General features: G+C 52.6%; 11 protein-coding genes. 10 read left to right on the forward strand and 1 reads right to left on the reverse strand.

Annotated features, from left to right (window positions below; translation table 11 throughout):
* Window positions 1–230: 230 nt before the first annotated feature.
* From MKY48_RS15310 to MKY48_RS15340, 7 genes are all read left to right on the forward strand, one after another.
* The gene (locus tag MKY48_RS15310) at window positions 231–1,256 is read left to right on the forward strand and encodes an ABC transporter permease subunit (protein WP_339293328.1); all 1,026 of its coding nucleotides are present in this window, start codon (window positions 231–233) and stop codon (window positions 1,254–1,256) included.
* 15 nt (window positions 1,257–1,271) lie between these two features.
* Window positions 1,272–2,156, forward strand: a complete 885-nt coding sequence (locus MKY48_RS15315; protein ID WP_339273062.1) for a carbohydrate ABC transporter permease — start codon at window positions 1,272–1,274, stop codon at window positions 2,154–2,156.
* 37 nt (window positions 2,157–2,193) lie between these two features.
* A complete protein-coding gene (locus MKY48_RS15320) occupies window positions 2,194–3,720 on the forward strand; it encodes an ABC transporter substrate-binding protein (RefSeq protein WP_339293329.1) in 1,527 nt (508 codons plus the stop codon).
* Window positions 3,721–3,850: 130 nt separating this feature from the next.
* Complete coding sequence (locus MKY48_RS15325; RefSeq protein WP_339293330.1) at window positions 3,851–7,624, forward strand: Ig-like domain-containing protein; 3,774 nt, start codon at window positions 3,851–3,853, stop codon at window positions 7,622–7,624.
* A gap of 115 nt (window positions 7,625–7,739) precedes the next feature.
* Complete coding sequence (locus MKY48_RS15330) at window positions 7,740–8,417, forward strand: hypothetical protein (RefSeq protein WP_339293331.1); 678 nt, start codon at window positions 7,740–7,742, stop codon at window positions 8,415–8,417.
* A complete protein-coding gene (locus MKY48_RS15335; RefSeq protein WP_339293332.1) occupies window positions 8,410–12,666 on the forward strand; it encodes a glycoside hydrolase family 2 TIM barrel-domain containing protein in 4,257 nt (1,418 codons plus the stop codon). Before MKY48_RS15330 ends, MKY48_RS15335 begins: the two co-directional genes overlap by 8 nt.
* Before the next feature lie 74 nt (window positions 12,667–12,740).
* On the forward strand, window positions 12,741–13,892 hold the full coding sequence (locus tag MKY48_RS15340; RefSeq protein WP_339273505.1) for a glycoside hydrolase family 88 protein: 1,152 nt from the start codon (window positions 12,741–12,743) through the stop codon (window positions 13,890–13,892).
* Between the two features lie 110 nt (window positions 13,893–14,002).
* Here MKY48_RS15340 and MKY48_RS15345 read toward each other — a convergent pair whose 3' ends face one another.
* Window positions 14,003–15,232: a cytochrome P450 gene (locus MKY48_RS15345; RefSeq protein ID WP_339293333.1), complete on the reverse strand. Its 1,230-nt coding sequence runs from the start codon at window positions 15,230–15,232 to the stop codon at window positions 14,003–14,005.
* Between the two features lie 200 nt (window positions 15,233–15,432).
* Here MKY48_RS15345 and MKY48_RS15350 point away from each other — a divergent pair, with 200 nt between their 5' ends.
* The 3 genes from MKY48_RS15350 to MKY48_RS15360 all read left to right on the forward strand — a co-directional run bounded on the left by MKY48_RS15350 (window position 15,433) and on the right by MKY48_RS15360 (window position 17,045).
* Entirely contained in the window at window positions 15,433–15,942 is a 510-nt protein-coding gene (locus MKY48_RS15350; protein ID WP_339293334.1) for a PadR family transcriptional regulator, read from the forward strand.
* A gap of 149 nt (window positions 15,943–16,091) precedes the next feature.
* Entirely contained in the window at window positions 16,092–16,190 is a 99-nt protein-coding gene (locus tag MKY48_RS15355; RefSeq protein ID WP_339273506.1) for a hypothetical protein, read from the forward strand.
* Between the two features lie 216 nt (window positions 16,191–16,406).
* Window positions 16,407–17,045, forward strand: coding sequence for a spore coat protein (locus tag MKY48_RS15360; protein ID WP_339273072.1), 639 nt, complete (start codon window positions 16,407–16,409; stop codon window positions 17,043–17,045).
* The last annotated feature ends 235 nt before the right edge of the window (window positions 17,046–17,280 follow it).

The following is a 17,280-nucleotide window of genomic DNA, read 5'->3' on the forward strand; positions in this document are numbered from 1 at the left end:
AAGTGGTGATTCGGTGGCTTTTTTGAGTTGCGCTGGTTCCGATTGACCCAGGTACAGTAATCCTGCTTCTATACAGCCGGCTGTACAGCATTCCGAAATCCTTACAGCCCGGCCGTACAGCAATCCTGAAATTGTACAGTAACGCAGAGCCCCGAGTTTGAGCTATCGTTAATCATGCAAAGCCTGGCATGCAGGCGAGGAGTGCATAAGAAAAGGAAGGGGCTTTCGCTATGTTGAAGAAGGTAACACTATCGGGTTCTATTGATGCAGACCCGGCTAACCGTTCGGGACCCGAATTGGGACCGAATCCTGGACCTGCCGGCGCACGCCAAAAAAAATCGGCGCTTCGCAGAGAGCTTCGCCATTTTCGTAACAACCGGGAGCTGTTTCTGCTATCGCTGCCCGGAATTCTGTACAAGCTGATTTTTGCCTATATCCCGTTAGTGGGATTGATCATTGCCTTCAAGCATTACCGCTACGATCTTGGTATATTCGGCAGCGAATGGGTTGGACTGGAAAACTTCCGTTACTTGTTCTCGACCGATACGGCTTGGCGGATCACGCGCAATACGGTGCTGTACAATGCCGCTTACATTGTAGCTACCACCGCTGCAGCGCTGCTACTGGCGATCCTAATGAACGAACTCAGGGCGAAATGGAGCAAATTTTATCAGACTGCGCTGTTCTTGCCCCATTTTTTATCTTGGGTGTTGGTCGGATACGTCGCCTATGCCTTCCTGAACCATTCCGACGGGTTCATCAACCGCACCTTACAGATGTTCGGGATGGAGCCGGTCAGTTGGTACCAGACGGCCGAGGCATGGCCAGCCATCCTCATTCTTGTTCATTTATGGAAGGCGGTCGGATTCAATACACTTATCTATTTTGCTGGCATACTCGGCATTAACAGCGAGTATTACGAGGCAGCGCGGATCGACGGAGCGACGAAATGGCAGATGGCGATGAAAATTACGGTTCCGCTGCTGGCTCCGCTGGTCATTATTCTGCTGATTTTGTCCATCGGCAACATGTTCCGCGGCGATTTCGGACTGCATTATTTCATTCCGAACAACTCCGGCTTTCTGTACGGCTCCACGGATATTATCGATACGTACGTATACCGTGCGCTCCGCGAGATCGGCAACGTTAGCATGTCGGCGGCTACGGGCTTTTACCAGTCGGTTGTCGGCTTCGTCCTGGTGCTGGTGGCGAACGGGGTCGTGCGCAAAATCAATCCCGAGCATTCCCTATGGTAAGAAGGAGGACATCCGATGCCTAAGAAGTTCGAACTACCGAAACTGTTGATCCATCTACTGTTCATCCTGCTCTCGCTGGCGGTCGTCTTGCCGTTTCTGCTCGTCGTCGCCGTGTCGCTGACGGACGAAGCTTCGCTCACCCGCAACGGGTATCAGTTTCTGCCCGAATCATTCAGTCTGGAGGCGTATCGCTACCTTCTGGATGCTCCTGACATTCTGCTGCGGGCTTACGGGGTTACGATTACGGTGACCGTCATCGGAGCGCTGGCAGGATTGCTGCTCACCGCGATGACCGCGTACGTCATCTCAAGGCCGGATTACCGCTACAACCGGGCAACAACATTCTACGTATTTTTCACGATGCTGTTCAGCGGAGGACTCGTTCCTTCCTATATCCTCATCACGCAGTACCTGCATTTGAAAGACAGCTTACTGGCACTCATCCTGCCGGTGCTGCTCTCGCCATTCAACATTATGGTCATGAAAGGATTCATGTCCAAAATTCCGCTCGAAATCGTGGAATCCGCCAAAATTGACGGGGCGAGGGAGCTGCGGATATTTTTCAGGATCATATTACCACTGTCTACACCGGCTTTGGCTACGCTTGGCTTGCTAATCTCGTTTACGTATTGGAACGAATGGTTTAATGCCATGCTGTACATCGACGATCCGAACAAGGTGCCCCTGCAGCTGCTGCTCGTGCGGACGCTTGGCAGCATTGAGTTCATTACTTCCAATTCGGAATTTGCGCAGCAGCTGGGTGTTGATTTATCCAGTTTTCCAAACAATTCGGCAAGAATGGCAATCGCGGTGCTTGCGGGTGGGCCGATGCTGATCATCTTTCCGTTTTTCCAGCGGTTTTTCGTGAAAGGGCTTACGGTTGGCTCCCTCAAGGGTTAACATACAACAACCAATTAAACACTCAGGAGGACATGTTATGAAAAAAAGACTGCTAGGACTTTTGGCGATCGTCTTGATCGCGATGTCCACTCTTGCCGGCTGCGGGGGCAGCGGCGGAAACGGCGAGACGAATAGCGGAACGCCGGACACGCAAGGGGCGTCACCGGATACAGGCGGATCGAGCAAGCTTGATCCCGTCGAGTTGACTTGGTATTACCCGCTGCTGCAGCTGCAGCCCGACCAGAAGAAGGTCGAAGAGGAAATCAACAAAATCGTGAAAGAGAAATTGAACGCCACCATAAAGCTGATGCCTGTTGCGATAGGAGATTACGTACAGAAGATGAACACCGTTCTGGCAGCGGGGGAAAAGTTCGATATTCTCTGGACCGGTTACATGCTGAAGCCGGAGGAGCTGGTCCGGAAGGGAGCCATTCAGCCGCTGAACGGGCTCTTGGATGAGTACGCGCCGCAGCTAAAGACGGATGTCCCTCAGGTGATGTGGGATGGCCTCTCTGTGGACGGGGAAATTTACGGCATTCCGAACCAGCAGATCAATGGTTCGAGATACGGCTTCATCGTACAGAAGCGGTTTGCCGACAAATACGGCTTGGATCCTTCCACGATCAAAAATATTGCGGATATCGAGCCGTTCTTGGAACAAATCAAGCAGAACGAGCCTGGCATCATCCCGATCGGACTGTTCGGCGGCTCGTTTGTCAACCCGCAGGCGCATGACGATCAATACTGGGTCGTTCCGGGGCTTGACGATCATTTCTACATCAAGACCGATGACCCGTCCTATACGCTTCATCGCTATCCCGAAGAGGAGCTGGACAATTTCAGACTGGCCAGCAAATGGTATAAAGCCGGGTACATCCACAAGGACGCGGCTACGGAAAAAATGACCGACTACCAATCCAAAGGCCAGATCGCGGTCGAGTTCGACGTCACGCTGAAGCCGGGGGTCGAGGCGGAGGTCAAGCCGAAGAACGGCGGCAACGATGTCATCATCATTTCGCTCAGCGATTGGTTCTCCAACGGCTATTCAGCAACAACCAACCAGTCGATCAGCCGAACTTCCCCGAATCCGGAACGGGCCCTGATGCTGCTCAATCTGATCAACACCGACAAGGAGCTCTACAATTTGTTGATCAACGGTTTAGAGGGAGTGCATTACGAGAAACTGAGCGGCGATTATATCAAAGCGATGCCGGATTCCAGGTATCGTCCGAACATGGATTGGGTGTTCGGCAGCGTATTCAATTCCTACCTGAAGGAAGGGCAACCGGAAAATATCTGGGAGGAAACGAAAAAAATCAACACGAGCTCCGAAATCAATCCGGTCGGCGCATTCAAGTTCAATTCCGAGCCAGTCAGCACGGAAATCGCCAACCTGAACGCCGTATGGGGCGAGTACAAACGCGGACTCGTGACTGGAACGCTTGATTTTGAGGAAACCTGGCCGGTTCTTTACGGCAAGCTGAAGGAGGCGGGCGAAGATAAATACGTCGAGGAGGTGACGCGTCAGTTCGAGCAATTTCTAAAAGAGAAGGGCTTAAAATAATCGGCCCGTAGGCTTGTAGACGGATGGAGACGAAACGGGAGAAACCTGCTGCCTGGGTGGGCTTTGACGACACTGCGCAGTGCGTAGGCAAAGCTGACCGGATTCCACGCTGGAGGTAGGGGAGCGATTTATGAAGAAGCTTGTGCTTGCGGCGCTGGCGGCAAGCCTGTTGTTCGCGCTGTATCCATTTCTGCCGGCCGCCGAGACGGCGTCGGCTTATGGAAATCCGTACGGGACGGCTTATTACGTGGCCTTAGACGGAAATGACTCGAACAAAGGGACGATCAAGAAACCGTTTCGAACGTTGGAAAAAGCGCGTGACGCCATTCGGGCGTTGAAAGCGAAGAAGGGACTGCCTCGGGGCGGCGTCACGGTCTATCTTCGGGAAGGCCGGTATGAGCGGGCAACCAGCTTCGAGCTGGGTTTGCAGGATTCGGGGGAAGCGGGTAAGCCGGTCACCTATACGGCCTATCCAGGTGAAACGGTTATCTTGTCCGGTTCTAAGAAGTTGGAGAAATCCGCATTCGTTCCGGTAACCGATTCTGCCGTACTGAACCGCATTATCAGCGAAGAGGCACGAAACGAAGTGCTGGTAGCCGATCTGGCTGCCCTCGGCATTACCGATTACGGCGAAATGAGCCGGCATGGTTATTATCTGGCCAACGATTTGAGCAAGGTACCGCCGATGGAGTTGTACGTGGGCGGGGAAGGCATGACGCTGGCTCGCTGGCCGAACGAGGGAAGCGTTCAAATGGACGAAATCCTCGATCCGGGACCGACGCGGAAAGATCCGAACGGGGAGGTTCATACGAGAGGCGGGACCTTTACCTATACGTATGACAGACCGCAATACTGGACGCAGGCGGACGACATCTGGCTGGATGGCATTTTCGGCTACAGCTGGGAATGGTCCTACAACAAGATCGCTTCCATCGACACCCAGGCCAAGAGCATTACGCTCCGGTATGGAGAAATGAGCGGCATTTTTAAGAACTGGTACCCAGATTTCCATTTCGCTCAAAACCTGCTGGAGGAGATCGATATGCCCGGCGAGTATTACATCGACCGCCAGGCCGGAAAGCTCTATTTTCTGCCGAATGCCGAATTCATGACCGCGAATCCATCCATCGAAGTGACGATGCTGAAGACGCCGATGATCAATGCGCTAGACGCATCTTATAACGAATTCTCGGAGCTGATCTTGGAGAACGGGCGCGATTCGGCGGTCGTCTTTATGGGCGGCAGCCATATGCGTGTCCTAAATAGCGAAATCCGCAATTTCACCAATAGCGGCGTGCTGGTCAACACTCAGAGCCGCTTCCATTACAACGATTTTACCGGAGTTCCGGGAACGGACCATAAGATCGAATTTACCCACATCCACCATATCGGGGGTACCGCCGTCACGCTTACCGGAGGCGACAAGACGACGCTCGCGCCGGGCAACAATGCGGTGGAGAACTCTCACATTCATGATTTTGCTTATTATCATAAGGCCTACAATCCCGGCGTTCTCTTGTCCGGGGTGGGTAACCGCATGTCGCATAACGAGCTGCACGATGCTCCCCATCCCGGCGTGCTGATCTTCGGCAACGATCATCTCGTGGAGTACAACGATATTTACGACGTATGCAAAACCTTCTCGGATCTCGGCGCCATTTACATGAATGCGGGCGAAACGCCCCAGCAGCGCGGCACCATTATCCGTCGCAATTACTTCCACAACATCGGAGAAAGCAAACCCGGCGTTGAAGGGGTCTATCCTGATAATTTCACGATGGGGCTTCAGATCGATGAGAATATCTTCTATCGTATGGGGAATTCAGCAATCAAAAACAACGGGGGCGCGCATATTTTGGCCCGCAACAATATCTTTGTGGACAGCAAGGTTCCATATGACTACGCGGATTTGTTTCTAGGCGATGAGCCGGACGATCAAGTTCCGCTGAATTACATGCCGAAGTGGGAGGCGCTGTTCGAGGCCAACAACGACTTCGTCGGCACGCCGTACCTGGCCAAATATCCGGAGCTGACGAACTTTTTCACGGAAAATCGTTATTATCCGGATACGAATACGTTTCACGGCAACGTTGTCTACAATCCGACGCTTCCACGCAGCACGACAACGAACGAGCAGGGGGCGTACGACAAATTCAGTCTTGTCCAATACGCCGATAACTGGGTAACCGACGAGGATCCCGGGTTCGTCGATTTGGCAGGAGGCGATCTGTCGCTGCGTCCGGATGCGGAAGTATTTCAGGCCATCCCCGGCTTCCCTGATATCCCATTTCACGAGATTGGCATCAACGGGAAAGCGGGCACGACCAACAGCCCGGACAGCTACCCAGTGCAAAGCGTGGTGGTCTACGACAACGAAATCACGGTGGATCGGTGGAAAACGGTAAAGCTGCGCACGGCGGTCCTCCCATGGAACGCGGAGAATCCGAAGCTGGTCTTCACGTCGGCCGATCCCGGCATCGCCACGGTTGACAATAACGGTATCGTCACGGGTCAGGAGGTGGGCCAGACGGTCATCACGGTGGCGTCGGCGGAGAATCCTCAGCTCACGGCAATGGTGGACGTCATAGTCGAAGCCGGAGACGGGGTCATGGATTTCACCAATTTCGAGTCAGGTGCAAACGGCTGGCCGCAGGATGCGAACCGCAGCATCGTCAAAGAAGGCGACAACCGCTGGTATAAAATACTGAACGGTGCTACCGCCCTCAGCGACAAAACCTTCACCGATTATGAGCTGACCTTCAAACTGAAGACGACTGAGTCGATCGGGGAAAATGCAACGCTGTACGTGTTCGATCGCCAGGCGGGCAGCGGCTCGACCCGCGTCGGCTACAAAACCCGTCCGGACGGCTCTTCCTCCTGGCTGCTGTATAACGCAGCCTGGACCGTGCTGCATGAAGAGAAACTCCCAGGACACGACCTGCAGCCGAATACGGAATACGAGATCAAGATGCGGGTCAAGGGCGGCGATATCAGCGTGTACGTGGACGGCCATTTCCGCCTGAAGGCCGCCGATCCCGGCCATAACGCGGCAGGCAAGGTCGGATTCTACGTCAACAACGTCAGCCACATGCTGTTTGACGACATCCGGTTCAAGGCACTGAGCACGGAGCTGGCCGGCATCATACCGTCCGAGCGCGAAATACGGCTTGCCGCCGGCGAGCAGCATCAGCTGCAGGTGACGTTCGATCCCGCGGATACCCCGGATACCGGCGTTACTTGGCAATCCGCCGATCCGGCCGTAGCGGAGGTGAGCGACAAGGGGGTCGTCAGTGCCGTATATGAAGGAGAGACGACCGTCACAGCCGTGTCCGTGGTCAACCCGCTCATCAAAGCGGATATCGCCGTGACCGTTTCGAACATCATGCACGAGACCGACTTCGAATCGGGCAGCAACGGCTGGCCGGTAGACCCGAACCGCAGCATCGCGGCCGATCCGGACGGTAATCGCCGCTACAAAATTTTGAACGGGGCAACAGGCCTGCTGGACCGGGTCTTCGAATCGTATGAGCTGGAGTTCACGCTGAAGACCCCGGCCGTCATGCCGGACGACGGTACAATGTACGTCTTTGATCGTCAAGATGCAAGCGGCTCTACCCGAATCGGCTATCGGACCCGCGTGGATGGGACATCCGCCTGGATACTCTACGACACAGCCTGGCAGAAGATCGCCGAGTCCGTCTTGCCGAATCGAGACCTGCAGCCGGAAACGGAATATGCAGTCAAGATTAGCGTAAAGGACGGGGACGTCTCCATTTATGTGGATGGCGAGCCGAGGCTTGCCGGTACCGATCCGAATCACCGGCCATCCGGCAAAGTCGGCTTCTACGTGAGCGGATTCGACTACATGCTGTTTGACAACATCCGTTTCACAGTGGTGCCTTAAGGAAATGAGGCGCTTCCTCCCGGTAAATGGCGGGAGCGCCTTTTATGATCGGCAAATAAAACGGATACGGATTTTGATCTTCAGGAGTTTCAAAATTCACGATGGGAGGTTCATCATGCAGCGATGTCTATTTAGGGGCGAAGGAATCGAGGAAGATGCCCTTACACTGTTACGGGGCGAAAGTGTTTCACAAGAGATCCACACGGCGATGGAACGGGAACGCGTGGCCCGATTAAGCTTGTTTACAGACGGAAGCCGGTTGTTTCTTTATTATGAATGTCTCGGGGAGAAGGTGCTTCCGGAAAGTTTGCTGCCGCGAGCTGAGGTATGGTTGGCCGTTTGGCCGGGAGGAGATCCGGGACGCAGATGGGCGTCGATGGCCGACATTTTTCATTATCAAGCGCCCGTTTCGGAGCAGCATTGGGTACGGACGAATGATCACAGTGTGCCGTATGGAAGGATTGCCCGGCTAAAGCCCGAAGAGGTCTCAAGCTACGTGTACTATCATTACCAGTACCAGGAAGAACGGCCGGGCGATGGAGATAAATTCGGCATCATCGGCATGCATGAGAATCTGCTCTTTTTTTACTCAGAGCTCCCGGCCACACTTGAGCCAGCCCCTTATGAAGGAAAGTTGAAAACAACGCTCCGTCCGGACGATTGGGCAGCGGTGATGGAGCCGCATTTCATGAAGTGGGAGGGTGCGCCAGACAGTCAGGAGATTTGGCGAGAGCTGAAGCTTGTCCTTGAGGCACGTTCTTTCATCCAAAGGCAGGGAACAAACCATGCGTAACCGATTATGCCTGAACGGGGACTGGGATTTCATGCCGCTGTATGGTCAGCCTCAGTGCCGCCGGCTTCCGGATAAAATCGTCTACGAGCCGCAGCAAATCCAAGTTCCTTCCTGCTGGAGATCATCCTACGAGCAGGCCAACGGCAAATCGTTCGGCGAAATTCGCGAGCATGGGTATGCCCCGATGGATCTCTACGGCTATCCGAAAGAATGGGACGGCGCGGAAGAGGGCGTGTTGCATAGAAGTTTTCATATTCCCGAAACCATGTCCGGGGAGCGGATTGTGCTGCGGATGGACGGCATCATGCAAAAGGCCGTCATTTTTCTTGATGGGGAAGAAGTCGCCGTATGGGAAGACGGCTACCTGCCGCTGCGTCTCGATATCACGCCTTGGGCCGAGCATGGGCATGAGCATCATCTCCATGTCGTATGCGGCAGCTTCGACAAAATAACGTTGGCAAACGGCATGGAGAAGGTGACCGGGCTGATGGGCTCCTGGTTCGGAAATGTTGCCCGGGGAATATGGCAGGACGTTTACCTGGAAAGCTATCCGGTCCTGTCTATAGAGGATGTAACCATCCGCACCTCCGTTCGGAAAGGGCGGTTTGAACTGGACGTCACCGCTGGGGCGGCGGAAATAGGAGGGGATCACGGTCCCCTTCACGTCAGGTTGAGCGTGCGAGAGATTGGCGTGATAAGGCAAGGGGAAGAAAAGTCAGATACGAGGGAAAATGCAGCTTCGATAAGCAGTAGCAACAACCGGTATGCGGCTAATGAAAAGAAGTCATTGCGAAGCCAAAAGCTTGGAATCGAAACGGAAGGATTTTCTGCGGAGAAAGGGGAAGGCGGCGGGCTGCGATTCGGAGATGGAGGGCGGTCCGTGTCTGTCCTACAGGCAGAGCAGACGGCACAGCGCATCGATCCGGTGGATGCGATGAAGATTAGACTGTGCGAAAACATACCCAGCGAGACGGTCTACCGTGCTTCCTTTAATTTGGAGTGGAGCGATGCCATCCTATGGGATCCCGATACGCCGTATTTGTATATGGCGGAGCTTGAGCTTGTAGAAGGTGAGCAGGTGCTAGACCGTCACGAGGAAGTGTTTGGTTTCCGTGAATTTTGGTGCGAAGGTCCGCAATTCATGCTGAATGGCATCCCGATCCGTTTGCGCGGCGATTCGTGGCATTTTCAAGGGGGACTGCAGCAGACGGAAGCGTACATCCGGAACTGGTACCGGATGTGCCGCTCCGTCGGAATCAACAGCATCCGGCTGCATGCTGAGCCTTATCCGGAGGATTATGTCCGAATCGCCAACGAAGAGGGCATGCTGATCATCGACGAAACAGCGATATACGGATCGGGCAAATCCATGCTCGCCGACCATCCCGATTACTTGGACAACTGCCGCAAGCATGTACAGCGGCTCGTTAAGCGTGACAAGAATCATCCTTCCGTCATCATGTGGAGCCTGCAGAACGAAATGCGCTGGGTGGACGGCCGGGACGGCTATAAGGTGCATATTCCCGGCCTTATGGAGGCGATCCGGGAACTGGACGCCACTCGTCCGATCGTCGCCGAAGGAGACAACCGACTGGTGTCCAATGCCCATACGGAGGTGGAAAGCCGCCATTACAATATTGACGGCACCATCGCTCAATGGGACCGTTCGGTCCCATTAACCTTCGGTGAACACGGTGGCTGGTGGTACATATGCCCTCAAAACGCCAGCATGTATGCGGGGCTGCAAGCATATCGCAGTACGGACGAAAGCACGGTCGGGCTGGCGCAGAAGGAACGCCTATTCGTAGAGTATGCGCGGCGGCAAGGCGTCTCGGGCATTGCGACATTCAATTTCGCCCATTATTTCATGAGAGCTATGCCGGAGAACGACGTCGCTGTCCCACCGTCCGAACCAGGCCTGCCCGGGGTGAAGCCCAAGGTGATACCGGCCTATTCGCTTACGATCAACAACGGCCTGCTGCCTGATGATCCGATGTATGTTCCTAATCCGGCTTTTGCCCCCATGGCGGAGGCGTTTAAGCCGGTCACGATGTTCGCGGCCGAATACAACCACTGTTTCTACGACGACGCAACCATCACCCGCAGCTTTGACGTCTTCAACGACACGTTGTCCGCACAGGATGTTCGGATCGAGTGCGTGATTAGGCAAGGGGAAACGATCATTCATGAACGCAGTTTCATATTCCGGCAGGAGCCGGCCGAGCAGAAAACCATTGCGATGTCGTGGACTCCGGTCCACGTTGAGACTGAAGGAATGATAGTGCTGACGGCAGTGCTGTTCCATGGCGATCGGATTATGCATGAGCTTCGGAAGGAATACCGTCTTGTGTCGGGAAGCCTCCTTCGCCATCCGGTTGAAGTTGTACGCCCGACAGCTTACTGGGGATCTGAAACAGATTACTTCAAGATCCGAAATCTTGTTCCCGACTGCAAGCGGGTAGCCCGGGATGGGCTTGCTCTGCTGTCATGCGATCATTTGCTTATCATCGGCAGTAAGGCAGAGGACCCGGATGGCGGGTTGGAGGCGGAGTTAAAAGGCTTCGTCGCACGCGGCGGTCGCCTGCTGATGCTGGAGCAGTGCGGGTTGTCGCTAGGCGGCCGGCTCAGGCTGTCGCGGAGACCGTTTCTTCGGGCCCATGCCGGCGATTACCAACATCCGGTGCTTAAGGGTTTAAGCGACTCGGATCTAATGTTCTGGCACGAGGAGCTTCGCGAAGAGGGCCCGCTGCCTATCATTTACGCCGCATTCGAAAAGCCGCTCCAAGGCGATTTCACCCTGCTGCTGGAGTGCAGCGCTGGCGATTTCGGCGACGGTGGGGATTTATGGTCGCCGCTCTTGGAGTACCGGAGCGGAAGCGGCATGTTTGTGGCCAATCAGTTGGAGCTGATGGCTAATCTTGGGCGCGTTCCGCAAGCCTGTCTGCTGCTGCGTAACCTGCTGGCTTACACCGGTCGCAACGAAATCGCTGACGGTGCGACTGTGCGGCTGGTGGGGGCGCTGGTCCGTCCCGGCGGGGAAGCGGCTGCGTTCCTCGACCGGCTGTGCCTGCGCTACACGGTGCTGGATGCAGCTGCGCTGATAAATGAGGGTGTGACCCATGACGAAAATGGCCGGGGCGATCTTCCCGCATTCTTCGCGCAATCATTCGGCTTGCTCGTAGCAGAAGCAAGCCTGCTTGCGGCTCCTGGCTCAGCCGAGGCCGCCCGGCGCTATGCCGAAGCAGGCGGACATGTGCTTGTCCTGCCGGCGGACAGCAGTCAGCATGGCAATCTTGCCCGCCTGTTGGACCGTCCTGTGAGAGTGGAGCCTCACGAGGCGTACCATCTAGCGGTGGATTACACCAACAAGGCCGTAAGCGGCTTCAGTCCGGTCGAGCTGTTCGGCTATGACAAAGTATTTCTGTCCCCCCGGGACACCTCGAACCGTTTGCTTGCCGCCTACCGGCTTGAGGTTGCGGGAACGGACGCCTTGTGCGTTAGCGTGGAGGGAACCGCTTGGAAAGATTATTTCGTCAATGGTTACACATCCGAATACAGCCGTCTCGCACTGGTCGAACTGAACCGCAGGAAAGCCCGTTCCTCCGGAGCGTTTCTGGTCCAAGAGAGGACGGGGGCAGGCTCCATCCTGTGCTCCCAGCTTCTGCTAGACCCCAACAATGAGAAGGCACTAAGACTCTATACCCGTTTGCTCGCCAACCAGGGTGCCGTCTTTGATGATGGCTTGCTGGTAAGCGAGAAAGACGACGGGACATGGGCCGTGGAAGCGGTTATGGTACTGCCTTGCCCGTCTCATGTCGATTACGAGGCGATGAAGACATACTATACCGATCCTGAATTTTCGTTGAACAATTTGGGTGAAGGACTATACGGCTGGATGCAGAAAAAAGAGCGGCAATCCGAGGATGGAATGATGCGGATTGCCTGCACCGGATATGATCCATGGCTTATGAGCTGTTTTGTGCAGGTACCTGGAGGAGGAGCTAAGCCAGTCCGCAAGGGACGTTTGCGAGTTTATGCTAATGTGCCGTATGCCATTTACCTGAACGGTGAGCATGTGCGTGAACCGGAGCGCGAGCTTGTCTTGAAGGGCGGACTCAACCGGCTGATCGCGATCGTCCGCGGAACCGGCGGGGATATTGCCTTCGGCATGACCTTTCTGCACGCGGACGGGACGTACATGAAGGATCTGGAATACCGCATGACCCTGGATGAAGTCGAACCGAAATAGTCGAACGTATAGACGGTAGCGATATCGGTATGGAGCCAGATCAGATGAAACAAAATGGATATGGGGAGGACATTATGGACTGGAACGCTGTCATCGAACGAACCTTACACACAACGAAAGCGAATATCGCCCGGTTTGAACATCGGTTTCCGCATGTCGGAAACGGGGGCGGCAAGTATCAGCTGGTGAATCATACGGATTGGACGGAGGGATTTTGGCCTGGCATTCTGTGGCTGAGTTACGAGTACGGCAAGGATCCCTGCTTTCGTGAGGCAGCTATCCGATCTGTGCGTTCGTTTCAAGAGAGATTAGCGCAAAACCAAAAGCTGGAGCATCATGATATCGGCTTTTTGTATTCATTATCCGCTTTGGCGGAATGGTTCGTGGAACGAGACGAGACTGCCAAGAACACGGCGCTGCAAGCCGCAGATGCGCTCATGAGACGATGGAGGCCCTCGCTTCAGCTTATCCAGGCATGGGGTCCTGAACATGATCCCCAAAACGGCGGCAGGATCATCATCGACTGCCTGATGAATCTGCCCTTGTTATGCTGGGCCACCGAACAGACTGGAAATGCTGCATATGCCGATGTCGCACGCATTCACGCTGACAAAAGCTTAAAATTCCTGGTGCGTGGAGACGGCTCTTCCTACCATACTTTTTATTTTGATCTGGAATCTGGCGATTCCGTGCGAGGCGGGACGCACCAAGGATACAGGGATGGGTCTACGTGGTCGCGGGGGCAGGCTTGGGGCATTTACGGATTCGCGCTGGCTTACCGTTATTTCCAAGAGCCGCAATATTTGGACGCTGCCATTCGAATGGCGCGTTATTACATCGACCACCTTCCGGATGATCATGTCGTCTATTGGGATTTTGACGTCCCGGCATCGGCGCTGACGCCGAGGGACAGCTCTGCCTCTGCCATTGCAGCATGCGGGATTCTGGAAATCGCGGATCAGCTGCCAGGCGATGATCCCCGCAGGGAGCTTTTCATAAATGCCGTTCGGCGTTCGATGGTCTCGATGGTTAACGGTTATTTTACGGACGGTAATCCGGATGAAGAAGGTTTTCTGCGGCATGGTTCGTATTTTGTCAGGGGAGGGATCGCGCCGGACGATTTTGTTATATGGGGGGATTATTTCTTTCTCGAAGCGCTCATGCGTTTAAACAACGGACGGCCCGGTTATTGGTATGAATCTAAGAGGAACAAAGTGAAAGAATGAGTGCATAAAAAGTGAGAGACCCTGTGCCTTTAGAAATAGACAGGGTCTCTTGATACCATGAGCCCTTGCTGTGCAGGGCTTTTTTTGATTGTACAGGACATAGGTCAGCATTACCGATGAACACGGATTGGAAGCTGCGTCAACATTTGTCCTGCCGCAGACGGACTCAGGTTATCCTCCAGTTTAAAATCGGCAATGGGCTCAATATGCGGGAAGTAATCCATAAATCTGCTTATCGCAATGTTTGCCTCAAGTCGTGCTAGCGGAGCTCCCAGGCAGAAGTGTGCACCGTTACCAAAAGTTAAATGCTTTTTATTATTGGCGCGGTGGATATTCAAGGTGAAGGGATCCTCGAATACCTCTTCATCCATATTGGCAGCGCTCATCCATGCGACGACGACGTCGCCCTGCTTCAAATCCACGCCGAGTATATTGTTATCCTGTTTTACGGTCCGGTCCATTTTGGCAATGTTAAACCGATAGCGGAGCATTTCCTCTATGGCATTGGGAAGAAGCTCGCGATCGTCCCGAATTTCGCCATAAATTTGGTTGTTATCATATAAGAAGGAATAGAACGTATTGGCTAGCAGATGCGTCGTGGTTTCAATACCCGCACCGAGGATGAACATCGTTGTTCTGACGATCTCGTCATCCGATAATCGATCTCCATCCACCTCGGCTTGAATGAGGTCGGAGATGATATCGTCAGATAGATTTGCTCTTTTTTGGACGATATGAGGGTAGAGATAGTTGTAATATTCCTTGGCTGCTTGACGTTTCAGTTCCTGTACATCTTCCGAATGGTCTTTGGGCAAGGGGAGGAATAAATGGTTGACCCATTCCTTAAACAACAAGCGGTCTTCCGAAGGGACGCCGAGCAGATCGGCTATGACGATGGTCGGCAGCGCACTCGCGTAATTTTGAACGATATCAATGACATCGGCGTCTCCCATTTCGCTCAAAAGCTGGTCTGCAATCTCCTGAATGCGCGGTTCCCAGAGTTTTAAACTGCGAGGGGTACAAGCGGCGGAAATCAATGCTCGACTTTTTTGGTGCTCCGGCGGGTCGGATTGAAGGTTGATTTTACTCATCTTCTGACCTTCGGCATTGTCGGCACCAACGCTAATTGTCGTTCGAGTTCTTGCACTAGAGAAATATTCATGATCCTTGAGAACCCTCTTTACGTCATTGTAACGGAAGACGTTCCATGTATGGGTTGCCTGGTTATAAACGATGGGCTCATGCTGCAATTTGTGCTTGTACCAATCATAAGGATTGAATTCTTCGGTCGGTGAATGGAATTGCGTGATTTCCTCTAAAGAGATGATATCATGATTCATTACATTCCCTCCAATTCTAGTGTAATATACCATATGTTAATTTAACATAATGACACAGCTGGTCATAGTTTCCAATGACCCATGTCCAAAGTTCCGTTTATATTCTGCCTTGTCGGATTTTAGTAGAACATATACTCTAGAGGTGTGCTGCTTCGATGCAGCGATTTTGCCAAATCCGTTAACGAAAGGCCTGAGCCATCATGTATCTTGAACTTCTCATTCTGATCCAAATCGAAAAATCCCCGAAACATGGTTATGAAATAAAAAAAGAAATACAAAAGGATCTCGGTTATTTAATGGACGTCAATCACAATATGTTATATCCGACATTGCGAAAGTTTACGGATGAGGGGTTTGTACGCAAACATCGAAATGAGCAAGAAGGCAGACCGAATCAGTATATATATGAAATTACAGAAGCAGGCAGGGGGAAAATCGCCAACCTCATTAATGAATTCACCGAAAAAGATGCAAAACATCAAATCGAATTCATGGTAAGAGTGTCCCTGTTCGAGCGTATTTCTCAAGAGGACCGGATTCGAATATTACATAGGCGAAAGAAGGACTTGGAAGAGCTGCTGTCCGATATCGAGAGAAGACTGGATGAAGGTGGAGACGAGTTATTCCGGGAAGAGGTTCTGCAGTATTCGATCTCCCAGGTTAATGGAGAATTGACGTGGATTGATAAATTGATGCATAGCGTAACCTGATGGTGAAAACAGCATCCACCAGTTCTTTGATGAACTTGGCATCAAGTATGACGATTGCTATAGCGCAAGTAAAGAAGCCGTGATCTATCGGCTTCTTTACTTTTTTGTACCTTGCTTTTGCCGAGCGGCATGGCGTTAGTGCCGAAACGATGCCAACCTTAATCAAGTGTATGCTGCACAGCACAGATTCGATGAAGCTGAAGATTCAATCCGCATGGAAGAAGATAGCCGCCAAAGTTGAAGGGTAGCGGGCGCAATGGCTCAACGCGTTGGCTGACGCAGCCCGTCGCGGTTGATCAGGAACTGACGAGTATCCGCCTTTTTAAGGCGTTTTTTTATTAGTTCTGGGATTAGAATTCATCACCAACTGCTTTCATCACATAAAAATCTCCAAATCGTCCGTATATTCTGGACAAAAGAACCCACAATATGAAGGGCGTATAATAACTTTAGGAGGTACATGAATGGAATTCGAACAATCACAAAATCATCAAAACATGGAGACAGGTATGATTCCACCGCAAATGAACCATGGCGGTCATGAAATGTTTGATGTCCACGAAGTATTGGCAGGGGCAATCAACACCATGAACACGTATACCATACTGAGCGGGCATGTACAGGATCCGGAGCTTCGAGATATCCTGCAGCGCCAGAAGCAATTTATGACAGATGAGTACAACATCACCTTAGAGTGCTTTAAATCAGGACAAGATCCATCAAAGCCAACGCAAAGCTATAAAATGAAGCAGGGCAATGACTTTATTTACGGCATGAAGCCAGGCCAACCGAAAAAACCGATGCAGTCTACAGCCGAGATCAACGATGAAACCATCGCACTCAGCATGTTAAACGCAGTGAAATCGGGTGCTACGATGAAAACCAATGCTGCCATGGAATCTACGAATCCAGTCGTGCGCCGCGTGCTTGCCGATTCCCTTCCCAACTGCATAGAAATGGCTTATGAGATTTCGCTATATCAAAATAAGCATGGCTATTACCAAGTACCACAGCTGCCTCAGCAAGATATGCAGTACATGCAGAATAGTTACGGCACTGCCCCGATGCAGTCGCAAATGCCTGGCAAAATGGCCCCTCACTAATTACCAAAGCGCTTTGTCCGTATGGACATGGCGCTTTTTTAATTCTTCCCAAGGGAAGAGTAATACATAAACCTCCACACATTGAATATCAGTACATAAGAAGTCGCGATTCTTGCGGCTTTTTTTTGTGGAGGATCTTCTCACTATGTTAACAACTTTAAATAGTTTATAATGATTAGATAATAGTAGATATTTTAATCTATCAATATTTATAATAGACTATAATAATATGGTG

Origin of the sequence: Paenibacillus sp. FSL W8-0187 (assembly GCF_037969755.1) — a bacterium.
Taxonomy (GTDB): domain Bacteria; phylum Bacillota; class Bacilli; order Paenibacillales; family Paenibacillaceae; genus Paenibacillus_AQ.

Bases quoted from the DNA above. Each gene is read 5' to 3' on its own strand.
- MKY48_RS15320 (WP_339293329.1), top strand. From the start codon at position 2,194: ATGAAAAAAAGACTGCTAGGACTTTTGGCGATCGTCTTGATCGCGATG.
- MKY48_RS15310 (WP_339293328.1), top strand. From the start codon at position 231: ATGTTGAAGAAGGTAACACTATCGGGTTCTATTGATGCAGACCCGGCT.
- MKY48_RS15325 (WP_339293330.1), top strand. From the start codon at position 3,851: ATGAAGAAGCTTGTGCTTGCGGCGCTGGCGGCAAGCCTGTTGTTCGCG.
- MKY48_RS15315 (WP_339273062.1), top strand. From the start codon at position 1,272: ATGCCTAAGAAGTTCGAACTACCGAAACTGTTGATCCATCTACTGTTC.
- MKY48_RS15330 (WP_339293331.1), top strand. From the start codon at position 7,740: ATGCAGCGATGTCTATTTAGGGGCGAAGGAATCGAGGAAGATGCCCTT.
- MKY48_RS15355 (WP_339273506.1), top strand. From the start codon at position 16,092: ATGCCAACCTTAATCAAGTGTATGCTGCACAGCACAGATTCGATGAAG.
- MKY48_RS15335 (WP_339293332.1), top strand. From the start codon at position 8,410: ATGCGTAACCGATTATGCCTGAACGGGGACTGGGATTTCATGCCGCTG.
- MKY48_RS15340 (WP_339273505.1), top strand. From the start codon at position 12,741: ATGGACTGGAACGCTGTCATCGAACGAACCTTACACACAACGAAAGCG.
- MKY48_RS15350 (WP_339293334.1), top strand. From the start codon at position 15,433: ATGTATCTTGAACTTCTCATTCTGATCCAAATCGAAAAATCCCCGAAA.
- MKY48_RS15345 (WP_339293333.1), bottom strand. From the start codon at position 15,232: ATGAATCATGATATCATCTCTTTAGAGGAAATCACGCAATTCCATTCA.
- MKY48_RS15360 (WP_339273072.1), top strand. From the start codon at position 16,407: ATGGAATTCGAACAATCACAAAATCATCAAAACATGGAGACAGGTATG.